Origin of the sequence: Pelomonas cellulosilytica (assembly GCF_021353265.1) — a bacterium.
GTDB lineage: Bacteria > Pseudomonadota > Gammaproteobacteria > Burkholderiales > Burkholderiaceae_C > Pelomonas > Pelomonas cellulosilytica.
In genome coordinates, this window is the sequence record NZ_JAJTWU010000005.1 from 402,311 (window position 1) to 423,048 (window position 20,738).

Here is a 20,738-nt window from a genome sequence, read left to right on the forward strand (position 1 = left end):
CCGCGCATTGTGCTTGTTTTGACCTCAAAACCCCCTAGGTTGTAGCCGCCATCCCCCATGTCTTGGCGGTTGACCCCCCGGGGTCAGGGTGATCGCTGGATGGGGCCTTGCGGCGCGAAGCTGTGGGCGCTGGCCAGAGGCCAGTAGATGCGGAAGGTCGCATGCGGCAGCTCGCCGCGCAGTACCGCGCCGGGCTCGACGAACGGCAGCAGGTTGGCCAGCAGCCGCACCTCGTGCTTGTCCAGCCGATGCACGATGTGCTGGGCCGTGATCTCCTGCGGGTGGCACAGACCGGCGGCCTCCACCAGCTCCTTCAGCGCCTTGAGCGTGTTCTTGTGGAAGTTGGCCACGCGCTGGGCCTTGTCGGGCACGAACAGTGCGCGCTGGCGTTGCGGGTCCTGCGTCGTCACGCCGGTGGGGCAGTGGCCGGTGTGGCAGGCCTGGGCCTGAATGCAGCCCAGCGCGAACATGAAGCCGCGCGCGGAGTTGCACCAATCCGCGCCCAGCGCCATCAGCCGGACGATGTCGAAGGCCGTCGTCACCTTGCCGGCGCAGCCGATCTTGATCTTGTCGCGCAGGTTCAGGCCCACCAGCGTGTTGTGCACCAGCAGCAGCCCTTCCTGAAGCGGCGCGCCGACGTTGTTCGTGAACTCCAGCGGCGCCGCGCCCGTGCCGCCTTCGGCACCGTCGACGACGATGAAGTCCGGCGTGATGCCGGTCTCCAGCATGGCCTTGGCCAGCGCGAACCACTCCCATGGGTGGCCGATGCAGAGCTTGAAGCCCGTCGGCTTGCCGCCCGACAGCGTGCGCAACTGCTCGATGAACCGCATCATCTCGACGGGCGTGGAGAAGGCGCTGTGCCGCGCCGGCGAGATGCAGTCCACGCCCTCCGGCACGCCGCGCGCCGCGGCGATCTCGGCGGTGACCTTCGGGCCCGGCAGCACGCCGCCGTGGCCCGGCTTGGCGCCCTGGCTGAGCTTGAGCTCGATCATCTTGACCTGCGGGTCGCGCGCGCCGGCGGCGAACTTCTCGGTGCTGAAGCTGCCGTCGTCGTTGCGGCAGCCGAAATAGCCCGAGCCGATCTCCCAGATCAGGTCGCCGCCGTGCACGCGATGGTGCACGCTGATCGAGCCCTCGCCGGTGTCGTGCGCGAAGCCGCCCGCCTTGGCGCCCTTGTTCAGCGACAGGATGGCGTTGGCGCTAAGCGCGCCGAAGCTCATCGCCGAAATGTTGAACACGCTGGCCGAGTAGGGCTGCTCGCGGCCGGCGCCAATGGTGATGCGAAAGTCGTGGCTCGTGAGATGAGTCGGCACCAGCGAGTGGTTGATCCATTCGTAGCCGCGCTGCTCCACGTCCAGCTGCGTGCCGAAGGGTCGCTGGTCGGGCTCGCCCTTGGCGCGCTGGTAGACGATGGAGCGCTGGGCGCGCGAGAACGGTGCTGCGTCGTTGTCGCCCTCGACGAAGTACTGGCGGATCTCGGGCCGGATGAACTCCAGCAGGAAGCGCAGGTGGCCGATGACCGGGTAGTTGCGCAGGATGGCGTGGCGCTGCTGGCGGATGTCGTGCAGGCCCAGCACAGTCAGCCCCAGGAAGAGCAGCGTCAGAACGCCGTCCGTCAGGCCGAGGCGCCAGCGCACGGCGAAGAACAGTGCCAGCGCGCCGCACAGCATCCAGCTCGCGTAGCGCAGCGGGAAATGCTCGTTGAGACGACGGGTCCAGCCAGGCCAGGCAAGCATTGAAAAGTCCTTCAAGACGGGTGACCGACGGATGCTAGCCCGGCGGCCCTGACAATCGCCCGGACTCAACCTCCAGGTGGCTGTCGATGAAGTCCTTGTTCTCCAAGATCGGTTGGCTGTTCTCCCGGGCCTGGTGGCTGCTGGACGGCACGCGTCGCGCGCTGATGAACCTGCTGGTTCTGCTGCTGCTCGTCATCCTGGCCGCCGGCCTGCTCGCGCGCGGGCCGAAGCCGCTGCAGGACAAGACCATCCTCGTCGTGAAGCTCGACGGCAACCTCGTCGAGCAGTTCTCCGGCAGCCCGCGCGAGCAGCTCATCGCCGAGGCGCAGGGCATGCCGCGGCTGCACCAGACGCGGCTGCGCGACGTGCTCGCCGTGCTGGACCAGGCGGCGAGCGACAACGCCATCGGCGCCGTCACGCTGGACCTGGACGACTTCGGGGGCGCGGGCCTGGCGGGCCTGCACGAGGTGGCCGCGGCGCTGCAGCGTTTCAGGAAGAGCGGCAAGCCGGTCTACGCCTACGCCGACAACTACAGCCAGCGCGCCTACTTCCTCGCCGCCCAGGCCAGCGAGGTATACGTGCACCCGATGGGCATGGTGATGCTGGAGGGCTATGGCCGCTGGCGAACCTACTACAAGGACGCGATGGACCGCCTTGGCGTCACGGCGCACGTCATCAAGGTCGGCACCTACAAGAGCTTTGCCGAGCCCTACACCGCCAACGGCCCCAGCGCCGCGACGCTTGAAGCTGAGGGGCTCGTTTACGGCGAGCTGTGGAACGGCTACACCACCGCTGTGGAAGGCGCCCGCAAGCTGCCTGCCGGCAGCATCGCGCAGGCCATCGCCGAGCTGCCGCAGCGCATGGCCACCGTCAAGGGTGACCCGGCGCAGCTGGCCGTGCAGCTCAAGCTCGTCGACGGCGTCAAGACGCGCGACGAGATGCGCGAACTGCTCATCAGCCACGGCGCACGTGACGACCAGGCCCGCAGCTTCCGCCAGGTGTCGCTGGGCGACTACCTTGCGCATGTGAAGGACGCCGGCGCACCCAGCGCCGTGCAGCCGGGCATCGGCATCGTCGTGGCCGAGGGCGAGATCGTCGACGGCGAGGCCGGCCCCGGCCGTGTCGGTGGCGATTCCACCGCCCAGCTCGTCCGCCGCGCCCGGGAGGATGCCGCCATCAAGGCCATCGTGCTGCGCGTGAACTCACCCGGCGGCAGCGCGTTCGCGTCCGAGATCGTGCGCCGCGAGCTGGAGCTGACGCGCCAGGCTGGCAAGCCGGTCGTCGTGTCGATGGGCGACGTGGCGGCCTCCGGCGGCTACTGGATCTCCACCAGCAGCGATGCCGTCATTGCCGACCCCGGCACCATCACCGGCAGCATTGGCGTCTTCGGCATCCTGCCGACGGCCGAGGGGCTGATGGACAAGCTGTCGCTGCACACCGGCGGCGTGACGACGACCTGGCTGGCTGGCGCCGGCGACCCGCGCCGGCCGCTGGACCCGCGCTACCAGGCCATCGTGCAGTCCAGCGTCGACAACATCTACGCTCGCTTCACGCAGCTGGCCGCGCAGGCGCGCAAGAGCACGCCGGAGAAGATCGACACCGTGGCGCAGGGCCGCATCTGGACCGGCGCGCAGGCGAAGGAGCGCGGCCTCGTCGACCGCCTCGGCAGCCTTGACGACGCCGTGCAGGCGGCGGCGCAGCTGGCCAAGCTGGACGTCAAGGCCGGCGAGAAGCCGCGCGTCGCCTACCTGGAGCGCGAACTGAGCACCCGCGAGCGGCTGCTCGCCTCGCTGGGCGATGTGATGGCGCCATCGCTGCTTCAGTCGTTGGGCCTGGCCGCATTGCCGGCGCCGGTCATCGAGGAGCTGTCGACGCTGAAGGCACTTGCCCAGGCGTCGGTGCAGGGGCACTGGGAGCGCGCGGCGGTCGTGCACTGCCTGTGCGGGGCGCCTTGAGCGACGCCAGGCGGCCGGCGCTGGCCGCCTGACGCGCATCGAGCAGACAATGCCTGGATGAGCATCCAAGACCTGACCGACGCCGAGTTCGCCGAACTCGACGAACTCCTGGCCGCCACGCCCGAGCCGCTCCAGCCGCTGGACGCCTCCATGCTGGACGGCTATTTGTGCGGCGTCATCGTGCAGCCCCGCCTCATCGAGGTGGACGAGTGGCTGCCCAACATCTTCGACTACGACGGCGGCCTGCTGCCCGACACGGTGGACGCCGGCTGGCTGGACCGGCTGACGGCGCTGGTGCAGCGCCGCCATGCCGCGCTGAACCGCGGTCTGGCCGAGGACGGCTGGTTCGACCCGGTCATCCTCGACGTCGACGAAGACCTGCAACCCGATCCGCTGCCCGAAGGCGCGAGTGACGACGAACGCTCGGCCCGCGCGAGCTACGACGCGCTGGGCCCGATCTCGCGCGCGTTGATGCCGTGGGTCGCCGGCTTCCAGCATGCGGCGCTGTGCTTCCCCGAGCTGGCCGAGATGCCCAACGACGACGTGGCAGCGGCGCTCGCCCGGCTGTACCGCCATCTGCCGGCCGAGACCGACGAGGAGAAGGAAGTCGTCGCGACGCTGGACCGCGAGCATCCGCTGAAGGACCTGGACGACGCGATCGAGGAAATGGTCGTCACGGTCGCCGACCTCGCCGACTTGACGGAGACCGAGCGCTACCGCGTCGAGACCATCCGGCGCGACACGCCCAAGGTGGGCCGCAATGACCCCTGCCCCTGCGGCTCCGGCCGCAAGTACAAGGTTTGCCACGGCAGCAATTGAGCCGTCCCGTACCGGCCTCGCTGATTCCACGGCAGCCGCTTGAGGAGGCCCGGCGCCATGCGCGGGCCGCATGTCGTCGATGAAGATCCAACTGCTGTCCGACCTCCACCTGGAGACCGAGTCCTACCAGCCGGTTCCGGCACCCGATGCCGAGCTGCTGATCCTCGCGGGCGACATCGACGCCACCTGGCTCAGCCTTGAGCTGTTCCGCGGCTGGCCGGTGCCGGTGCTGTTCGTGCCCGGCAACCACGAGTTCGACCGCCGCGACGTGGATGACGCGCGCGAGGCCCTGCGCCGGCATGTCCAGGGGCTGGGCTTGCGCATGCTGGACGACGAGGCTGTCGTGATGCCCGACGCGCAGGGCCGGCGCGTGCGCTTCGTCGGCTGCACGCGCTGGTGCGACTTCGACGCCTTCGGCCCCGCGGGCCGCGAGCGGGCGATGCGCGCCGGCGGCTACTTCCAGAAGGTCATGCAGTCCACGCGCGATGGCGAGGATTTCGGCGTGGATGCGGTGCGTGCGCTCGCGCTGGACAGCCGCGCCTGGCTGGCCGGCGAGCTGTCGCGCCAGGGCGAGTGGGACGCGACGGTCGTCGTCACGCACTTCGCGCCCAGCCTGAAGAGCGCCGACCCGCGCTACGGCCGCCAGCCCGGCACCGCCAGCTTCTGCAACGACGACGAGGCACTGCTGCCCTTCGCGCAGCTGTGGATCCACGGCCATGTGCATTGCCGGCACGACTACCGGCTGGGCGACACGCGCGTCGTCAGCAACGCCCGCGGCCATTCGCGCCGGGGCGAGGCCGACGGCTTCAATGGCCAGCGTGTGCTGGAGGTCTTTCCGGCCTGATGCGCAGCGCCCAGCTGACGCCCGCCACCAGCAGCGCGATGCCGGCCACCGTGGCTGGCGGCGGCAGGCGCTGGTGCCACATGAAGGCATAGGCCAGCGCGGCCAGCGTCTCGAAGACGATGAGCTGACCCGTGAGCGATGTGGGCAGCCGCTGGCTCGCCTCGTTCCAGCACAGCGTGCCCAGCCATGACGAGCACAGCCCGATGGCCGCCATCAGGCCCACGTAGGCCAGCGGCCGCTCGCCCAGCGGGAAGGCGTAGCCCGCGGGCACCAGCGCGCCAGGCAGCGCGACCTGGACGATGGCGAGCAACACCGCGCCCAGCAGCGCCATCGGCAGCGTGACCAGCCCCTGCGCCGTCGCCCAGGCGCGTGGTGACCTGTCGGTATGGGCGCGCAGCCAGTCAGCGTTGCGGATCGGGTACCACGTCCAGCACGCGACGGCGGCGATGGCCAGCATGGCGCCTTCGGCGTAGCGGCGCAGGTCGCCCGCCTGTGCCTGCAACACCTGCAGCTCGTCGCGGTTGACGAAGGCCAGGCCGGCGGCGATCAAGGCCAGCGACGGCGCGAGCCGCAGCCACGGCAGCTGGCCGTCGCGCACACGGTTTCGGTGGTTGGCGCAGACGGCGATGACGACCGGCAGCGTGCCGATGATCATCGTTGGCAGAGGCGCGCCGGCGCGCTGGATGGCGGCGGACAGGCACAGGTAGTACAGGAAGTTGCCCACCAGGCTCAGCTTGGCCGCCTCCACCCAGTCCGCCGGTCGCAGCTCGCGCAGCGCGCGCCGGTCCAGTGCCAGCCCCAGTGGCACTGCGATGAGCCCGAAGGCCAGGTAGCGGCCCACGGTCAACAGCGCCGGCGCATAGCCGGGCAGCATGACCGGCGCGACGAATACCAGCCCCCACATCAGCCCGGCGGTCAGGGCGAACAGCAAACCGAGAAACATGACCGCCATCATCCCGCAGCGTTCACCGGTGCCGGTTGCGGCGGCGCGCCCGGCCGGCGACAGTCCGGAGTTGACCCGGAAACGACCCATACCCCGACGCCGATGTTCACGCGCCACCGTCTTCGTGCCGCCCCCGCCCGCTGGGGTGCGTGGCTGCTGCTGTGCGGCAGCCCGGCCTGGGCGGCTCACCCGCTGCAGACCGAAGACACCGGCACGCAGGGCCAGGGCAACGTGGAGATCGAGAAGGGGCTGTCGTGGACGCGCTCCGCCGGCACCACGGTGTTTGCCTTCCAGCCGCAGCTGTCCTACGGACTGACGCCGGCGCTGGACCTGATCGTGCAGCCGTCGTGGCAGCGGCAGCCTGGCGTGCGCGGCTTCGGCGACACGGCGCTGGACGCCAAGTGGCGCTTCTTCGCGGTGCCGGGATGGTCGCTGGGGCTGCGCGCCGGCGCCAGCGTGTCATCTGGCGACGCCCGGCTGGGCCTGCCGCGCGGCACGTTGCAACCGCACGGCCTGCTGGTGGCCACCGTGAGCGACGGCCCGTGGACGCTGCATGCCAACCTGGGCCTGGACCGCAACCCCGCGGCGTCCGGCCTGCGCCGCCATGTGGCGCATGCGTCGGCTGCCGTCGTGTGGGCAGCCGCCGACGGCCTGGCCTGGACGCTGGACGTGGGCACCAGCAGCGACCCCGACCCCGCGCGCCGCGCCTGGCCGGCGACGCTGCTGACCGGGTTCATCTACACGCTGACGCCGCACCTGGACGCGGACCTGGGCTACCAGCGCAGCGCCAACGCCCGCCCCGCGTCGCGGCAATGGCTGCTGGGGTTGACCTACCGGTTCTCGACCTGAGCGACCTCGCCATACCAGGCCGCCACCGCGGCCCGCTGCGCGGCCGTGTAGTGCAGGCCCAGCTTGCTGCGCCGCCACAGCACGTCCTCGGCGCTGCGCGCCCATTCGTTGTCGGCCAGGTGGCGCAACTCGGCGTCGCCGAGGCCTGGCGCGATCTCGCGGCCCGGTGACGCCAGCAGTGCCTCGGCGTAGCTGCCGTAGGCGCGCGCCAAGCGGGCGACGGTGGCCGGCGGCTGCCCGGCATGGCGGGCCTGCAGCGCGGCGGTGAAGCCGGCGATGTCCACGCCGTGCCGACCGAGGTCGCCGCCGGGCAGCCGCGCGGTCGCCGTCCATGGCTTGCGCGCGTCGCCCAGCAGGCCGCCGAGCTGCGAGGCGCCGTCCTCGGCGAGCTTGCGGTAGGTCGTCAGCTTTCCGCCCCAGACGTTGAGCAGCGGCGCGCCGCCGGCCGCATCGGCCTCCAGCAGGTAGTCGCGCGTGACGGACGAGGCAGAGCCGCCCTCGTCCAGCAGCGGGCGCACGCCGGCATAGGTCCAGCGCACATCGGCCGGTGTGACGGGCCGCACGAGATAACGGCTGGCCTGTTCGCACAGGTATTCGACTTCCTCGGCCGTGATCTTGGCGCGCGTCGGCGGCGCTTCGTGTTCAGGCAGCTCCACGTCGGTCGTGCCGATCAACGTAAAGCGGCCCTCGTAGGGAATCGCGAAGACGATGCGGCCATCGGGGTTCTGGAACAGGTAGGCGTGGTCGTGCGTGAAGCGCTGGTCCACGACGATGTGGCTGCCCTTGACCAGCCGCAGGCCGCGCGCCGGCAGACCTTGCCCGCGCAGGAACACCTCGGCCCAGGGGCCGGCCGCGTTGACCAGCGCGCGGGCGCGCAGCCGCCGGCCGTTCTGCAGGCCCAGCTGCCAGTGGTCCACGCCGCGCCGGGCCTCGATCACGGCGCAGCGCGTCAGCACCTCGGCGCCGCGCGCGTGAGCATCGCGTGCGTTGGCGACGACGAGCCGGGCGTCGTCCGCCCAGCCGTCGGTGTAGACGAAGCCGTGTTTGAACTCGGGCTTCAGCGGCGCGCCGTAGACACTGCCGGTGAGCGTGAGGCCGCGCGAGCCGGGCAGCAGCTCGCGCTTCGCGAGGTGGTCGTACAGGAACAGCCCGAGGCGGATCATCCAGGCCGGCCGCAGATGCGGCGCATGCGGCAGCACGAAACTCAGCGGCTGAATCAGGTGCGGCGCGCTCCTCAGCAGCACCTCGCGCTCGCGCAGCGCCTTGGCCACCAGCGAGAACTCATAGGTCTCCAGGTAGCGCAGCCCGCCGTGCACGAGCTTGGTGGAGGACGAGGACGTGTGCGCGGCGAGGTCGTCCGCCTCGGCCAGCAGCACCCGCCAGCCGCGGCCGGCAAGGTCCCGCGCCAGGCCCGCGCCGTTGATGCCGCCGCCCACGACCACCACGTCAAAATCATCCATCAAGCTACTCTAGCCCCGCCCAGCCCGACACCGCGGAACGCGGGCCGGCTTGGGGCGGCCGGGCGCCCCGCCCGCAAAACGACGAATGGAAAGCCACATGGACGCACTGCTCGCGCTGGACCAGGGAACCTCCAGCTCACGTGCCCTCGTCTTTGATCGCAGCGGCCGGCTGCTCGCCGTCGCGCAGCGCGAGCTGACGCAGTACTTCCCTCAGCCCGGCTGGGTGGAGCATGACGCGGCGCAGATCTGGGCCGACCAGCTCGCCTGCGCGCGGGAGGCGGTCGCCAAGGCCGGTGTGAAGCCCACCTCCATCGGCATCACCAACCAGCGCGAGACCGTCGTGCTATGGGACCGCCAGACGGGCGAGCCGCTGCACCGCGCGCTCGTCTGGCAGGACCGGCGCACGGCGGCCTTCTGCGACGCGCTGAAGCAGCAGGGGCTTGAGCCGCGCATCCGCGAGCTGACCGGCCTGGTCATCGACCCGTACTTTTCCGCCACCAAGCTGCGCTGGCTGCTGGACTACTTGCCCGGCGCCCGGCAGCGCGCCGAGCGTGGCGAGTTGGCCTTCGGCACTGTGGACAGTTGGCTGCTGTGGCAGCTGACCGGTGGCGCGGTGCATGCCACCGACGTGACGAACGCGTCGCGCACGCTGCTGTTCGACATCCACCGCGGCGACTGGAGCGGCGAGCTGCTGGACCTGTTCGGCATCCCGCGCGCACTGCTGCCCGAGGTGCGGCCATCTGCAGGCGTCTTCGGCAAGGCCGTGGAATTCGGCATCCCCATCGCCGGCATCGCGGGCGACCAGCAGGCGGCGCTGTTCGGCCAGGCCGCGCTGCAGCCGGGCCAGGCCAAGAACACCTACGGCACCGGCTGCTTCCTGCTGATGCACACCGGCGCCCGCGCGCATCCGTCCACGCAGGGCCTCATCACGACGCGGGCCGCGCAGGTGGGCGGCGACGCGCAGTTCGCGCTGGAAGGCAGCGTCTTTGTCGGCGGCGCCGTCGTGCAGTGGCTGCGAGACGGGCTGCGCGCCATCGGCGGCAGCGGCGAGGTGCAGGCGCTGGCCGAGAGCGTGCCGGATGCTGGCGGGCTGATGTTCGTGCCCGCCTTCGCCGGGCTGGGTGCGCCCTACTGGCGGCCGGATGCGCGCGGTGCCCTGCTGGGGCTGACGCGCGGCACGACGCAGGCCCACATCGCCCGCGCCGCGCTGGAGAGCATCGCCTTCCAGAGTGCCGCGGTGCTGACGGCGATGAACGCCGACGTCGGCGCGGCCGAGCGGCTGACCGAGTTGCGCGTGGACGGCGGCGCCAGCGCCAACGACCTGCTTATGCAGTTCCAGGCCGACCTGCTGGGCATTCCGGTGCTGCGCCCGCAGGTCATCGAGACGACGGCACTCGGCGCAGCGCTGCTGGCCGGCATCGGAGCGGGCCTCTACGCGTCGGCCGGCGAGATCGGCGCGATCTGGCAGCTGGACCGCGCGTTCGAGCCGCGCATGTCGCGCGACGAGGCCGCGGCCCGGCTGGCCGCCTGGGATCATGCCGTTCGCCAGGTGCTGGCCGGATGACCACCCGCACTTTCACCACCAGAAGACCCATGTCCCTCAACACGCCCTTCAACACCCTCACCCGTTACACGCTGGCCGCCTGCGCGCTGCTGGCCGCCACGGCCGCCTTCGCCCAGCAGATCACGCACTCGGCCAGCGAACCCCCCGGCCTGCACGCGCTGCCGGCGGCGGTGCAGGGCCGCGCCGTGCCCCAGTCGGATGGCAGCCTGCTGCGCCAATGGCCCGGCACCTATGTCGAGACCGCGTTCCAGGGCGACGAAGTGTTCTTCCGCGTCGGCGCCGGTGACGTGAGCCTGCGCGTGAGCGTCGATGGCGCCGCAGCCGTGCCGCTCGTCAAGCCGGCGCCGGGCCTGTACCGCGTGGCGGGCCTGAAGCCCGGCGTCACGCATCGGCTGCGCGTCGTCGTGGCCAGCGAGAGCCAGGCCGGCCCGACCACCTTCGGCGGCTTCCTCGCCGGCGCCGGCACGCAGCCGGCACCGCTGCCGCGCCGCAGCCGGCAGGTCGAGTTCATCGGCGACTCGCACACCGTCGGCTACGGCAACACCTCCACCAGCCGCGACTGCAGCGACGCCGACGTGTGGGCGACGACCGACAACACGCAGGGCGTCGCGGCGCTGGTGGCGGCGCACTACGACGCCGATTACCGCGCCAACGCCATCTCCGGCCGTGGTGTCGTGCGCAACTACGATGGCTTCAAGGCTGACACGTTGCCCGAGGCCTATCCCTTCGCGCTGTTCGACCACAGCCGCCCGGCGACCGACGACGCCGGCTGGCAACCGCGCGTCATCGCCTTGGCGTTGGGCACCAACGACTTCTCGACGCCGCTGAAGGCCGGCGAGATATGGACCACGCGCGAGGCGCTGCGCGAGGACTACGAGGCGACCTACGTGCGCTTCGTCGAGCAGCTGCGCCAGCGAAACCCAGGGGCGTATGTCGTGCTGTGGATCGCCGCCGCCGAAGACGCCGAGGTGCGCGCCGAGGTGGCCCGCGTGGCCGAGCGGCTGAAGCGCGCCGGCGTGGAGCGCCTGGGCTTCGTGCCGGTCGCCGGGCTCAGCCTGGCCGGCTGCCACTGGCACCCGAGCGCGGCCGACGACCGGCAGATCGCGGACGCCATCGTCCGGCACCTTGACGTGCAGAAGGACGTCTGGGCCCGCTGAGGCCGCGCTGGCGGCGAACGAGGAAGCTTCGCGGCGTCAGGCGCTGACGGTGGCTTCGTCGGTGCCTTCCTGGGCGAGCAGCACGATCAGGATGATCCAGCCGATGAGCGGCACCAGCGTGATCAGCTGCCACCAGCCGCTGCGTCCGGTGTCATGCAGGCGCCGGCTGGCGGCGGCGAACTGCGGCACGAGCGTGCCGAGCGCGAAGATCACGCTGAGCCAGTGGCTGACGATTGACAGCACGATGCAGCCGGCGAAGATGAACAGGAAGAACCACCAGTACTCCGAGCGGCTCGCGCGGCCGGAGAAGTCGGCGTACTTCTGGAAGCAGACTTGGATGGATTCCTGGAAGGTCATGGGCACTCCGCGTTAGGTTCGACGCCACGATGCTAAGGCGCCACCTCGCCCAGTGCCCTCCCTCAGAACCCGAGGCTCTCGCCCGCGCCGGCCAGCGTCAGCACGCCCAGCACGGCGAAGATCACCGCCGCCACCGTGTGCACCAGCTTGACCGGCAGCTTCTGCGCCAGCTTGCCGCCGATCAGCACGGCCGGCACGTTGGCCAGCATCATGCCGGCCGTCGTGCCGGCCACCACGCCGACGAAGTCCGCCGGGAAGCGCGCGGCCAGCGCGACGGTGGCGATCTGCGTCTTGTCGCCCATCTCGGCGAGGAAGAAGGCGATGACGGTTGTCATGAAGACGCCATGGCCGGGCTTGGGAGCGTCGTCGTCGTCGAGCTTGTCGGGGATCAGCATCCAGCCTGCCATGGCCAGGAAGGACAGTCCCAGGATCCAGCGCAGCGCGACTGGCCCGATGAAGCCCGTCAGCCAGCTGCCCAGCGCGCCGGCGGCGGCATGGTTGAACACGGTGGCCACGAAGATGCCCAGCACGATGGGCCCCGGCCGCTTGAAGCGGGCGGCGAGCATGAAGGCGAGGAGCTGGGTCTTGTCGCCGATCTCGGCGAGGGCCACCAGGCCGGTGGCGATGAGGAAGGCTTGCATCGGCGGGATTGTCCTGGAAGGCCTGCGCCCCCTGCTGCTACCGTGCTGCTGACAACCTGTGGCACCGGGCCCGCGCAGCATGGCGCCTTTCAGACGGAGAACCCATGCAATTCGCCTACACCCTGATCTATGTCGCTGATGTGGCGGCGTCGCTCGCCTTCTTCGACCGCGCCTTTGGCCTGCCTGCGCGCTTCCTACACGAAAGCGGCGCCTACGGTGAGGTGGATACGGGCCCGGGCGGCACGCGGCTCGCGTTCGTGGACCACGCCACCGCGCGCGACAGCGTGCAGCACGACTACGTGGCGGCCGACCGCAGCGACAGGCCATTGGGCATGGAGATCGGCTTCACGGTCGGGGACGTGCAGGCCGCCTTCGACCGCGCCGTTGCCTCCGGGGCCCGTCCGCTAGCCACGCCGCTGACCAAGCCCTGGGGCCAGGTCGTGGCCTATGTGCGCTGCCCGGACGGCACGCTGGTTGAACTCTGCACCGCGATGTCGTGAAGGCGGACCGCCCGCAGCGCCCCGCGCCGCCACCTGACGGCAGCGCCGGCTGGCACCACCTCGGCCCGAAGAGCCGAGAGCACCTCGCGGCCGTAGGCATTCACACGGCCGCGGACTTGCGGGCGCACGACGCGTTCGATGTGTATGCAAGGGTGAAGGCGCGCTGGCCTGGCGCCAGCCGCAATCTCGTCTACGCGCTGCTGGGCGCTCAGGAGGGGCGCGACTGGCGTGACATCGCCCGCGAGCGGCGCACCGAGGTCTTGCTGCGCCTGGACGACATGGGGCTGGCGCCGAGGTAGTGCGGTGTCACGGGCGGCCGAACAGCCCCACTGCGCCGCCCAGTCGGTCGGGCCTGTGGTGAGCGGACCATGTCTTCCGCAAGCTGCGGGGCCGCTGCCACAGAATGCGACCCCATGCGCCGCGCCGACCGCCTCTTCCAGATTGTCCAGCTCATCCGCGGACGCCGCCTCACGACGGCGGATTACCTCGCCCAGCGGCTGGAGGTGTCCATGCGCACGGTCTACCGCGACATCGCCGCGCTGGCCCAGCAGGGCGTGCCCATCGAGGGCGAGGCGGGCGTGGGCTACCGCATGCGGGCGGGCTTCGACCTGCCGCCGCTGATGTTCAGCAAGCAGGAAGCGCAGGCGCTGGTGGCCAGCGTGCGGCTGTCCGAGGCGCGGATGGATGCGGCGCTGGCCCGGCAGGCGGAGAACGCGCTGGGCAAGATCCTCGCCGTGCTGCCGCTCGACGCGCGAGCCGCGGCCGAGAGCCTGGCGCTGTATGCGCCGCTGCCGGCGCTGGACCCAGCCACCAGCGCCCACCTGACGGCGCTGCGCGAGGCGACCGAGACGCGCAGCAAGCTGCGCATGGGCTACCTGGACCTAGGCGGCGTCAGGAGCGAGCGCATCGTGCGACCGCTGGCCTGCCTGTTCTGGGGCCCGGTGTGGACGCTGGCGGCCTGGTGCGAGCTGCGCGGCGACTTCCGCAGCTTCCGCGTCGACCGCATCGAGACGCTGGAAGTGCTGGACGAGCGCTTCCGCGACGAGCCGGGCAAGACGCTGGCCGACATGCGCCGCCAGCACGAATCCAGGGAATGACAGGCCCCGCGTCCAGCGCCACTACCGCTAGGCGGCGCCCGGCCGGGCAGCGCTACACCGCAACCATCTGACGGCACGCCTCGGCACATGCGCGGCAGGCGGCCGCGCAGGCCTGGCAGTGGTCGTGCTCGTGACGGCCGCATTCCTCGCCGCAGGCCTCGCAGGCCAGCACGCACAGGCCGCAGATGCGGCGGGCCAGCTCGCTGTCGCGGGCGATGGCGCCGGCGGCCAGCCGGCACAGCGCGGCGCAGTCGATGTCCAGCGCCACGCAGCGGGTCATCGGCTTGGGGTCGGGTTCCTGCAGGCAGGCGGTGGCGCAGCGGTCGCAGGCGTCGGCGCAGGCGTTGCAGGCGTCGATGCAGTCGGTGGTCAGGTCATGGGACATGGCGCGCTCCGGTGGTGATGGAGCCCGAAGCCGGCAAGCCCGATGCCCGGGCGCAGCGTCAGCCGGCTGCCGTGTCCACCAGCACGAACTGCTTGCGCACCGGCTCCAGCACCTCGAACTCGCCCTCGAATCCCGGCGGGATGACGGCGCCCTGGCCGGGACCGACGTCGGTGGCGCCATGCGGCCCGTGCAGTCGCACGCGACCGCTGAGCACGTGAAAGAACTCCTGCCGCGTGGCCGGGAAGGCGATGCGCCAGCGGCCCACCTCGCAGCCCCACACGCCGGCGCTCACGGGCCCGGCCTCATGCAGAGTCCATGTCCGGCGCAGCGGGTTGCCGGCCACCAGGCGATCGGAGCGGGGGCGGTCCAGTGCGGGCTCGGGGGCCTCGGTTGAATCGATCAGCCTGATGTGTGTCATGGGTTGTGCTTTCAGCTTCAGCCCCGCCCCAGCACGCGGATGACCTCGGCCTCCACGACCGGCTTCGTAATGAAGCCGTTCATTCCGGCGGCCAGCGCGGCCTGGCGTTCCTGGTCGAGCACCGCGGCGGTGAAGGCGTGGATGGGCAGTGTGGCCGTGGCGGCGTCGGCGCGCAGCAGCGCCGCAGCCTTGAGGCCGTCGATCTTGGGCATGTGAAGGTCCATCAGCACGCCGTCCAGCCGCCGGCCCTCGGCGCGTGCGATGGCGACGGCCTGCTCGCCGTCCTCGGCCTCGACGACTTCCGCGCCCAGGCGCTGCAGCAGCGCCGTGATGATGAGGCGGTTGACGGGGTTGTCCTCCGCCACCAGCAGGCGCTGCCCGGCCAGCGGGTGGCGCTGCGGCGGCGGCAGGCGGCGCCGCGTGGCGGTGTCGTCAATGGTGAGGCTGGTGGGCAGGGACAGGTCGGCCCAGAAGGTGGAGCCGGTGGCGCCGTCGCTGGCGACGCCGACATGGCCCGACATGCGCGCTGCCAGCTCGCGGCAGATGGACAGGCCCAGGCCCGTGCCGCCGAAGCGGCGGGTCGTCGAGTCGTCGGCCTGCGCGAACGGCCGGAACAGCCGCGGCTGCAGGTCCAGCGGCACGCCGATGCCGGTGTCCTGCACCGACAGCCGCACGCGGTTCGGCGCAGACTGTGCGAGCTTGAGGCGAACGCCGCCGCGCTCGGTGAACTTCAGCGCGTTGACGAGGAAGTTGGCCAGGATCTGACGCACGCGCACCGGGTCGCCGACGACGAGGCGGGGCAGCTCGGGGGCCAGCTCCAGCTGCATGTCCAGGCCCCGCTCTCGGCCCAGCGCCGCGCACCCCTCGAAGCTCGCCTCGGCCAGCGCATGCAGGTCGAACTCGATCTTCTCCAGCTCCAGGTGACCCGCCTCGATCTTGGACAGGTCCAGCACGTTGGAGACGATCTCGTTCAGCGACTCGGCGGCCGTCACGAGGTGGGCCAGGTACTTGGGCCGGCGCGGGTCGTCGGCCTCCACCTGCGCAAGCAGCCGCGCCAGGCCCAGCACGCCGTTGAGCGGCGTGCGGATTTCGTGGCTCATCGTCGCGAGGAAGGCGCTCTTGGCGTGGCTGGCGGCCTCGGCCTGCTGCTTGGCGGCCTGCAGCTCACGCTGCTGGCGGCGGTGTTCGGTCACGTCCTCGGCCACCCACAGCGTGGCGCGGTCGGCCTCGTCTTCGTCATGGCTCGCCAGCCTGGCGGGCAGCGCCTGGCCGTGCAGGCGCACGGTGATGTGCCGGCCGTCCGGGCGGATGAATTCATGCTCGAATGCCTCGGCGGTGCCCGGGTCGGGCAGGCCCGGCCGGCCATCGGCGCGTTTGGGTTCAATGCTGCCGAAAATGTCCTGCCAGTGACGGTTGACGCGTTCGAACAGTTCGCCGCGGGCCAGCGCCAGGCCCACGCTGGCATGGTCCAGGATGGCGTCGGCCTCGACGCGGGCGCGCTCGCGGTCGGTGATGTCGCGCGACACCATCATGACCGCCGGTTCACCGTCCCAGTCCAGTGTCGCGGCGGAGACGAGCACGTCGCGCCACTGTCCGCGCACGAGGATGGCGGAGCGGAAGTCGCGCACGATGCCGTTGGCCGCCAGCGCCTCGCCCAGGCGCCGTGCCTCGCTCATGTCCGGCCACAGGCCGAGTTCGTGGCCGGTGCGGTCGATCAGCTCGTCGCGGCTGCGGCCCAGCAGCTCGCAGAAGCCGGAGTTGACGAAGCGGATGCGGCCGTCCTCGGTGCGGGCTACGCAGATGGCGTCCGGGCTGGCGCGCAGAAGCCGGTCGAGCATGCTGGCCGTGCGCTGGTGCTGTTGCAGAGCGAGCCGCTCGCCGGTGATGTTGTGGCTGACGCCGCGCCAGCCGGTGTGCAGGCCCTCGGCATTGAAGATGGGCTCGCCGGAGCTCAGCGTCCAAAGCAGCCGGCCTTCGGTCGTCCGAAAGCCGTTGACGCGGTCGCGGTAGGCGCGCTTGGCGCGCACGTCCTCCATCAGCGCAAGGTAGTCGGCGTCGCGCACGATGACGGCGCCCAGCGGCTCGCCCATGCGCAGGAAGTCCTCCCGCCGGTGGCCCGACAGCGCCTCGAACTCGTCCGACAGCCAGACGAGCCGGAACCTGTCGTCCGCCTCCCAGGCCCAGTTGTGCGCGGCTTGCACCAGCCGGGCCAGCCGCTCTTCCTCGTCCAGCGCCTTGCGCAGACCCACGCCGAGGACGCGGTTGATGAGCAGCGCCGCCAGAAGCGCCGACGCAAGGTACAGCGCATGTCCGAAGAAGCGGTCGCCCAGCGTGATGCGCAAGGGCGCCGCGGCGCCGGGGATGACGCCCTGGGCCTCCAGCACGCCCAGCGTGATGACGACTGCCGCGTACAGCGCGCCCAGCAGCAGCGACGCCCGCGTGCCGGCCAGCCCGCCGCCCAGCGTGACGAGTAGGCAGGCGACGGCCAGCGACTGCGCATGCACGCCCAGACCCACCTGGTACGTGTGGAACGCCAGCGTCAGGATGGCCACCGCAAGTGCGACGACGCTGGCCAGGCCGGGCCGCCCGAGGCGCCTCAGGCCGAAGCCGACGAAGGCCGATATCAGCACGCCGGTACCGATCACCAGCCGCTGGCCGGACAACACCGTGACATGACCCGCGAGGAACTCGAAGCCGGCCATCACCACCAGCGCCGCACCCAGGCAGGCCAGCACGAGCACCAGCATGCGCGAGGCCAGCTGCTGCGGCGACTCGCGCGGGCGCGGGGCGGGCGGCGCGGGCGGTCCGATGCCCTCCGCCGCGGCCGGCGGGCTAGTCGGCCGTGAAGCCATTGCGTGCGTGGGTGCCGTCGCAGAACGGCTTGGTGGCGCTGCCGCCGCAGCGGCACAGCCGCGCCTGCGCCACGCGGCAGACCATGCGACCCGTGCCGCTGACGACCTCGACCTGCCCGCGCAGCTGCAGCGGGCCGTTGGGCTCGGGCTCGATGTCGATGCGACCGGCGCGCTCGGCCGGCATGTCGGTGGGTAGGTCCAGCAGGCCGGTTTCCGGTTCGCCGGTGGCAGCGAAATGGATGTCGTGGTGGCTGCCGTCGCAGAACGGCTTGTTCCTGCTGGCGCCGCAGCGACAAAGCGTGGCGCGCGTGCCCAGGGGTTCGCCACGCAGGTAGAGCTCCCCGCGGAGGGCGTTCGGGCCGGACTCGCGCACCGACAGCAGGTTGACTGGCGGCGGCGCCTCGTCGGGCTCGCCGTCCTTGCGGCGGTACTGGATGGCGCCGGAGGGGCAGGCGTGCGCGATGTCGACGAGGCGCTCGACGGGCATGGCGTCCGGGTAGAGCCAGGCGCCCTTCACATTGGCGAGGAACACCTTGGGCGCGCCGGTCACGCAGAAGCGCGCGTGGATGCAGCGGCGGGCTTCGTAGCGCAGCTCCAGCTTGTCGCCCTGGACGACCTCGATGCCGCCGTGCATCTCGCTGGGCGGCGCTGGCGACGCGGGGGCGGTGGACGGAGCGGGCGCTGGAGCGAGCGCGGCAGGTGCGTCCAAGTCCAGCCCGCGGTCGGCGCGTTCGCGCAAGGCCTGCAGCAGCTGGGCGGCTCGGCCGGTGCGCTCTGCACCCTGGTCGGCATGCAGGCGCGCGGCGGCATCGGCCAGCTCCCCGAGCCGCTCGCGCACGAAGCGGCGCGCGGCCGGCCCCGGCGGCAGTGCCGCGGCGTCACGCAGCGTCGTGAAGCTCATGCCGGCGTGGCAGCCGGGGTGGCTGGGGCCTGCCGGCAGCCGGGCCGCATGCTCGGCCAGCGGCGTGACGGCGCGCATCAGCGCCACGGCGAGATCCACGTGCAGGCTCTTCTCCGCCGACGGGCCGGTCAACGCATAGCTCTGCGCCAGCAGCCGCAGCATCAGCCCGTAGCTGGCGTTGGCGATGTCCACCGTGGTGGCGGCGGCCGGGTCTTCCAGCCAGATGCGGCCCTCCGGCCGTGGCGGCCGGCGCAGCACGGGGTTGGTCGCCGCCGGCCAGGCGGGTCGGAAGCTCGGGTTGGCGGCGCTCAGCGCGGCGAGCTCGGTGCGGATGGCGGCGAAGCGCTGGTAGTGCGAGCTCTGTGTGTGGCTGGGCGCGCCTTCACCCTGGGCCACGATGGCGTCGAACGCGGCCAATGCTGTCTTGGCGCACAGAACCGGGCGGGCGCCGCCCAGCGTCAGCTCACTGGGCCCCAGCTGCAGGCCGCGCGCGCCGCAGAAGCTGGCGGCTTCGCCATGTTCGGCGACGAAGGCTTGCAGGTCCTCGCTCAGCGTGGCGTAGAAATGGCCCACGGTGTCGTAGTCGCGCGGCATTGGCGTCAGGCGCTCGACGGGTGACTGGCGCACGAACAGCCGCTCCACGTCGAAGCCCTCGCCGTCGTGCTCCTGGCTGCCCTCCGGGCGCTCCAGGTAGATGAAGTGCTGCAGCGTCGCGTCGCTGAACGGCGCCAGCTTGACGATGACGCGCGCCGGCAGGTAGCCCGGGTCCAGCGGGAAGTTGCCACGGCCGATGCGCGGGGCGCCGCCCAGCGCCGCCGTGATGTTCCAGACCGCGACGAGATGGCCCATCTCCTCGACGGCGACCGCGATGATCTCGCGCCGCCAGCGTTCGATGGCTTCGGCCTCCGCCGCCGTGAGCCCCTCGGCCTCGCCCTGCCGGAGGCTGAAGGCCGCGTAGAGGTAGGTGCACATCAGGTTGTGCTCCAGCTCGGCGGCCTCGTAGAGGTTGTGCAGCAGTTGCTCGCGGCTGGGCGCCGCAGCGGTCGGGGGGAGGGTCATGACGGCGTCCTACGGCAGGCGCCGTGACATTAGCATGCTGACCGCGGCGGAACGCCGCTGGTTTTCAGCCTCTGAAGGCCGCCGTTGTTCAACGGCGCAGGGCCAGCCGCGGTGCGAGCTTGGGCAGCCAGGCCAGCGGGTCCAGTCGTGCGGCCGGCGCCTCCACCCAACGCTGGAACGGTACGGCCAGCACGTTGGCCACGGCCCAGGTCAGGCCCAGCATCAGCATGCCCAGGGCCGGCGTGGCGGCGTCCATGCGGGCCAGCACCGCGTTCATCAGCAGCAGCACCGGGAAATGCAGCAGGAACAGCGCATACGACGGCTTGGCCCAGGCGGCCAGCGTGGACGCCCAGCGCTGCGGCAGCAGCGGCCGGCCGGTTGCCTGCCGCGCCTCGGCACAGGCCAGCCACAGCGCTGTGACCAGCGCCAGCGCCAGGCGGTCGCGCCATTCCAGCCACAGCGCGGCGGCCACGGCCACAGTCAGCAGCACCAGGCCGGCGCGGCGGTGGCGCCACAGGCCCAGCCAATGCACCAGCGCGCCCAGGCCATAGGCCGCGAAGAAGTAGGGCGCCCAGGCATCCAGCCCGCCGCGGCGGTTGAACACGAAGGCCGACGCCAGCACGCCGGCGGCCACCAGCAGCGGGCCGACGTAGAGCCGGCCGGGGTGGCGCCAGCCCTGGCGCGCCAGCCACAGCAGCCCCACCAGGCAGGCGAACAGCTGCAGGTCGATGGCCACATACCAGGCGCCCACTGTCAGCGCCTCGTAGCCCAGCACATCGTGCAGCAGCAGCGCATGGGCTAGCAGCTGGCCGGCCGTAATCTCCTGCGGCACCATCTCCGGCCAGGACGACGCGACGAGGCTGCAGGCGCCCAGCGTCAGCGCCAGCGCGGCGAGGAAGGGCAGCGTCAGTCGCAGATAGCGCCGCCACAGCAGCTCGGGCAAGCCGGTCTGCAACGCCTGGCCCCGGGGCGACAGCCCCCGCGCGCTCAGGAAGCCAGCCACGACGAGGAAGACCTGCACCGCCATGCGGCCGTACTGATGCATTGCGCCTGCCAGCAGCGGCAGCGCGTCATGGGCGGCCCGTGCGATCGGGCCATAGCTGACGAGGTGATGCAGCACGATGACCTGGGCAGCCAGGGCCTTCAGTGCATCAATGTGGGGCAGTCGACGAGACATGGGGGACACAAAAAGAACGGGCCT

Annotated in this window: 19 protein-coding genes; 9 read left to right on the forward strand and 10 right to left on the reverse strand. The window is 71.5% G+C overall.

Annotation, left to right across the window (positions count from 1 at the left end; genetic code table 11):
• Positions 1-83 precede the first annotated feature (83 nt).
• Entirely contained in the window at positions 84-1,736 is a 1,653-nt protein-coding gene (locus tag LXT13_RS15135; RefSeq protein ID WP_233372787.1) for an FMN-binding glutamate synthase family protein, read from the reverse strand.
• A gap of 86 nt (positions 1,737-1,822) precedes the next feature.
• Here LXT13_RS15135 and sppA point away from each other — a divergent pair, with 86 nt between their 5' ends.
• The 3 genes from sppA (at position 1,823) to LXT13_RS15150 (ending at position 5,354) form a co-directional block, all read left to right on the forward strand.
• Complete coding sequence (sppA, locus tag LXT13_RS15140; protein ID WP_233372788.1) at positions 1,823-3,691, forward strand: signal peptide peptidase SppA; 1,869 nt, start codon at positions 1,823-1,825, stop codon at positions 3,689-3,691.
• Between the two features lie 57 nt (positions 3,692-3,748).
• A complete protein-coding gene (locus LXT13_RS15145; protein WP_233372789.1) occupies positions 3,749-4,510 on the forward strand; it encodes a YecA/YgfB family protein in 762 nt (253 codons plus the stop codon).
• Positions 4,511-4,589: 79 nt separating this feature from the next.
• Complete coding sequence (locus tag LXT13_RS15150; protein WP_233372790.1) at positions 4,590-5,354, forward strand: metallophosphoesterase; 765 nt, start codon at positions 4,590-4,592, stop codon at positions 5,352-5,354.
• Here the strand turns inward: LXT13_RS15150 and LXT13_RS15155 are convergent.
• Positions 5,317-6,297 (reverse strand): DMT family transporter, encoded by a 981-nt coding sequence (locus LXT13_RS15155; RefSeq protein ID WP_233372791.1) that lies wholly within the window; start codon positions 6,295-6,297, stop codon positions 5,317-5,319. The genes LXT13_RS15150 and LXT13_RS15155 overlap by 38 nt on opposite strands.
• 102 nt (positions 6,298-6,399) lie before the next feature.
• Here LXT13_RS15155 and LXT13_RS15160 point away from each other — a divergent pair, with 102 nt between their 5' ends.
• Positions 6,400-7,146 (forward strand): transporter, encoded by a 747-nt coding sequence (locus LXT13_RS15160; RefSeq protein WP_233372792.1) that lies wholly within the window; start codon positions 6,400-6,402, stop codon positions 7,144-7,146.
• Here the strand turns inward: LXT13_RS15160 and glpD are convergent.
• Positions 7,128-8,606 (reverse strand): glycerol-3-phosphate dehydrogenase, encoded by a 1,479-nt coding sequence (glpD, locus tag LXT13_RS15165; protein WP_233372793.1) that lies wholly within the window; start codon positions 8,604-8,606, stop codon positions 7,128-7,130. The two genes, LXT13_RS15160 and glpD, sit on opposite strands and share 19 nt — an antisense overlap.
• A gap of 97 nt (positions 8,607-8,703) precedes the next feature.
• Here glpD and glpK point away from each other — a divergent pair, with 97 nt between their 5' ends.
• Both glpK and LXT13_RS15175 read left to right on the forward strand, forming a co-directional pair.
• Positions 8,704-10,170 carry a glycerol kinase GlpK gene (gene glpK / locus LXT13_RS15170; protein ID WP_233372794.1) on the forward strand — a complete coding sequence of 489 codons (1,467 nt, stop codon included), beginning with the start codon at positions 8,704-8,706 and terminating at the stop codon, positions 10,168-10,170.
• A 29-nt stretch (positions 10,171-10,199) separates the two neighbouring features.
• A complete protein-coding gene (locus tag LXT13_RS15175; RefSeq protein ID WP_233372795.1) occupies positions 10,200-11,327 on the forward strand; it encodes an SGNH/GDSL hydrolase family protein in 1,128 nt (375 codons plus the stop codon).
• A 36-nt stretch (positions 11,328-11,363) separates the two neighbouring features.
• Here LXT13_RS15175 and LXT13_RS15180 read toward each other — a convergent pair whose 3' ends face one another.
• Positions 11,364-11,684, reverse strand: coding sequence for a DUF805 domain-containing protein (locus LXT13_RS15180; RefSeq protein WP_233372796.1), 321 nt, complete (start codon positions 11,682-11,684; stop codon positions 11,364-11,366).
• A gap of 62 nt (positions 11,685-11,746) precedes the next feature.
• The gene (locus LXT13_RS15185) at positions 11,747-12,325 is read right to left on the reverse strand and encodes a TMEM165/GDT1 family protein (RefSeq protein WP_233372797.1); all 579 of its coding nucleotides are present in this window, start codon (positions 12,323-12,325) and stop codon (positions 11,747-11,749) included.
• A 104-nt stretch (positions 12,326-12,429) separates the two neighbouring features.
• Here LXT13_RS15185 and LXT13_RS15190 point away from each other — a divergent pair, with 104 nt between their 5' ends.
• The 3 genes from LXT13_RS15190 to LXT13_RS15200 all read left to right on the forward strand — a co-directional run bounded on the left by LXT13_RS15190 (position 12,430) and on the right by LXT13_RS15200 (position 13,922).
• Positions 12,430-12,825 carry a VOC family protein gene (locus tag LXT13_RS15190; RefSeq protein ID WP_233372798.1) on the forward strand — a complete coding sequence of 132 codons (396 nt, stop codon included), beginning with the start codon at positions 12,430-12,432 and terminating at the stop codon, positions 12,823-12,825.
• Positions 12,822-13,124 (forward strand): TfoX/Sxy family DNA transformation protein, encoded by a 303-nt coding sequence (locus tag LXT13_RS15195; protein WP_233372799.1) that lies wholly within the window; start codon positions 12,822-12,824, stop codon positions 13,122-13,124. Before LXT13_RS15190 ends, LXT13_RS15195 begins: the two co-directional genes overlap by 4 nt.
• Before the next feature lie 114 nt (positions 13,125-13,238).
• Positions 13,239-13,922, forward strand: coding sequence for a helix-turn-helix transcriptional regulator (locus LXT13_RS15200; RefSeq protein ID WP_233372800.1), 684 nt, complete (start codon positions 13,239-13,241; stop codon positions 13,920-13,922).
• Positions 13,923-13,974: 52 nt separating this feature from the next.
• Here LXT13_RS15200 and LXT13_RS15205 read toward each other — a convergent pair whose 3' ends face one another.
• The 5 genes from LXT13_RS15205 to LXT13_RS15225 form a co-directional block, all read right to left on the reverse strand.
• Complete coding sequence (locus tag LXT13_RS15205) at positions 13,975-14,307, reverse strand: four-helix bundle copper-binding protein (protein WP_233372801.1); 333 nt, start codon at positions 14,305-14,307, stop codon at positions 13,975-13,977.
• Positions 14,308-14,365: 58 nt separating this feature from the next.
• Entirely contained in the window at positions 14,366-14,725 is a 360-nt protein-coding gene (locus tag LXT13_RS15210) for a cupin domain-containing protein (protein ID WP_233372802.1), read from the reverse strand.
• A 17-nt stretch (positions 14,726-14,742) separates the two neighbouring features.
• Positions 14,743-17,577, reverse strand: coding sequence for an ATP-binding protein (locus LXT13_RS15215; RefSeq protein WP_233372803.1), 2,835 nt, complete (start codon positions 17,575-17,577; stop codon positions 14,743-14,745).
• The gene (locus LXT13_RS15220) at positions 17,558-19,537 is read right to left on the reverse strand and encodes a ferritin-like domain-containing protein (RefSeq protein WP_233372804.1); all 1,980 of its coding nucleotides are present in this window, start codon (positions 19,535-19,537) and stop codon (positions 17,558-17,560) included. Before LXT13_RS15220 ends, LXT13_RS15215 begins: the two co-directional genes overlap by 20 nt.
• A gap of 88 nt (positions 19,538-19,625) precedes the next feature.
• The gene (locus tag LXT13_RS15225) at positions 19,626-20,714 is read right to left on the reverse strand and encodes an acyltransferase family protein (protein WP_233372805.1); all 1,089 of its coding nucleotides are present in this window, start codon (positions 20,712-20,714) and stop codon (positions 19,626-19,628) included.
• Positions 20,715-20,738 lie beyond the last annotated feature (24 nt).

Bases quoted from the DNA above. Each gene is read 5' to 3' on its own strand.
- LXT13_RS15215 (WP_233372803.1), bottom strand. From the start codon at position 17,577: ATGGCTTCACGGCCGACTAGCCCGCCGGCCGCGGCGGAGGGCATCGGA.
- LXT13_RS15160 (WP_233372792.1), top strand. From the start codon at position 6,400: ATGTTCACGCGCCACCGTCTTCGTGCCGCCCCCGCCCGCTGGGGTGCG.
- LXT13_RS15200 (WP_233372800.1), top strand. From the start codon at position 13,239: ATGCGCCGCGCCGACCGCCTCTTCCAGATTGTCCAGCTCATCCGCGGA.
- LXT13_RS15180 (WP_233372796.1), bottom strand. From the start codon at position 11,684: ATGACCTTCCAGGAATCCATCCAAGTCTGCTTCCAGAAGTACGCCGAC.
- LXT13_RS15190 (WP_233372798.1), top strand. From the start codon at position 12,430: ATGCAATTCGCCTACACCCTGATCTATGTCGCTGATGTGGCGGCGTCG.
- LXT13_RS15145 (WP_233372789.1), top strand. From the start codon at position 3,749: ATGAGCATCCAAGACCTGACCGACGCCGAGTTCGCCGAACTCGACGAA.
- sppA (WP_233372788.1), top strand. From the start codon at position 1,823: ATGAAGTCCTTGTTCTCCAAGATCGGTTGGCTGTTCTCCCGGGCCTGG.
- LXT13_RS15220 (WP_233372804.1), bottom strand. From the start codon at position 19,537: ATGACCCTCCCCCCGACCGCTGCGGCGCCCAGCCGCGAGCAACTGCTG.
- LXT13_RS15205 (WP_233372801.1), bottom strand. From the start codon at position 14,307: ATGTCCCATGACCTGACCACCGACTGCATCGACGCCTGCAACGCCTGC.
- LXT13_RS15210 (WP_233372802.1), bottom strand. From the start codon at position 14,725: ATGACACACATCAGGCTGATCGATTCAACCGAGGCCCCCGAGCCCGCA.
- LXT13_RS15185 (WP_233372797.1), bottom strand. From the start codon at position 12,325: ATGCAAGCCTTCCTCATCGCCACCGGCCTGGTGGCCCTCGCCGAGATC.
- LXT13_RS15150 (WP_233372790.1), top strand. From the start codon at position 4,590: ATGAAGATCCAACTGCTGTCCGACCTCCACCTGGAGACCGAGTCCTAC.
- glpD (WP_233372793.1), bottom strand. From the start codon at position 8,606: ATGGATGATTTTGACGTGGTGGTCGTGGGCGGCGGCATCAACGGCGCG.
- glpK (WP_233372794.1), top strand. From the start codon at position 8,704: ATGGACGCACTGCTCGCGCTGGACCAGGGAACCTCCAGCTCACGTGCC.
- LXT13_RS15175 (WP_233372795.1), top strand. From the start codon at position 10,200: ATGTCCCTCAACACGCCCTTCAACACCCTCACCCGTTACACGCTGGCC.
- LXT13_RS15155 (WP_233372791.1), bottom strand. From the start codon at position 6,297: ATGTTTCTCGGTTTGCTGTTCGCCCTGACCGCCGGGCTGATGTGGGGG.
- LXT13_RS15135 (WP_233372787.1), bottom strand. From the start codon at position 1,736: ATGCTTGCCTGGCCTGGCTGGACCCGTCGTCTCAACGAGCATTTCCCG.
- LXT13_RS15225 (WP_233372805.1), bottom strand. From the start codon at position 20,714: ATGTCTCGTCGACTGCCCCACATTGATGCACTGAAGGCCCTGGCTGCC.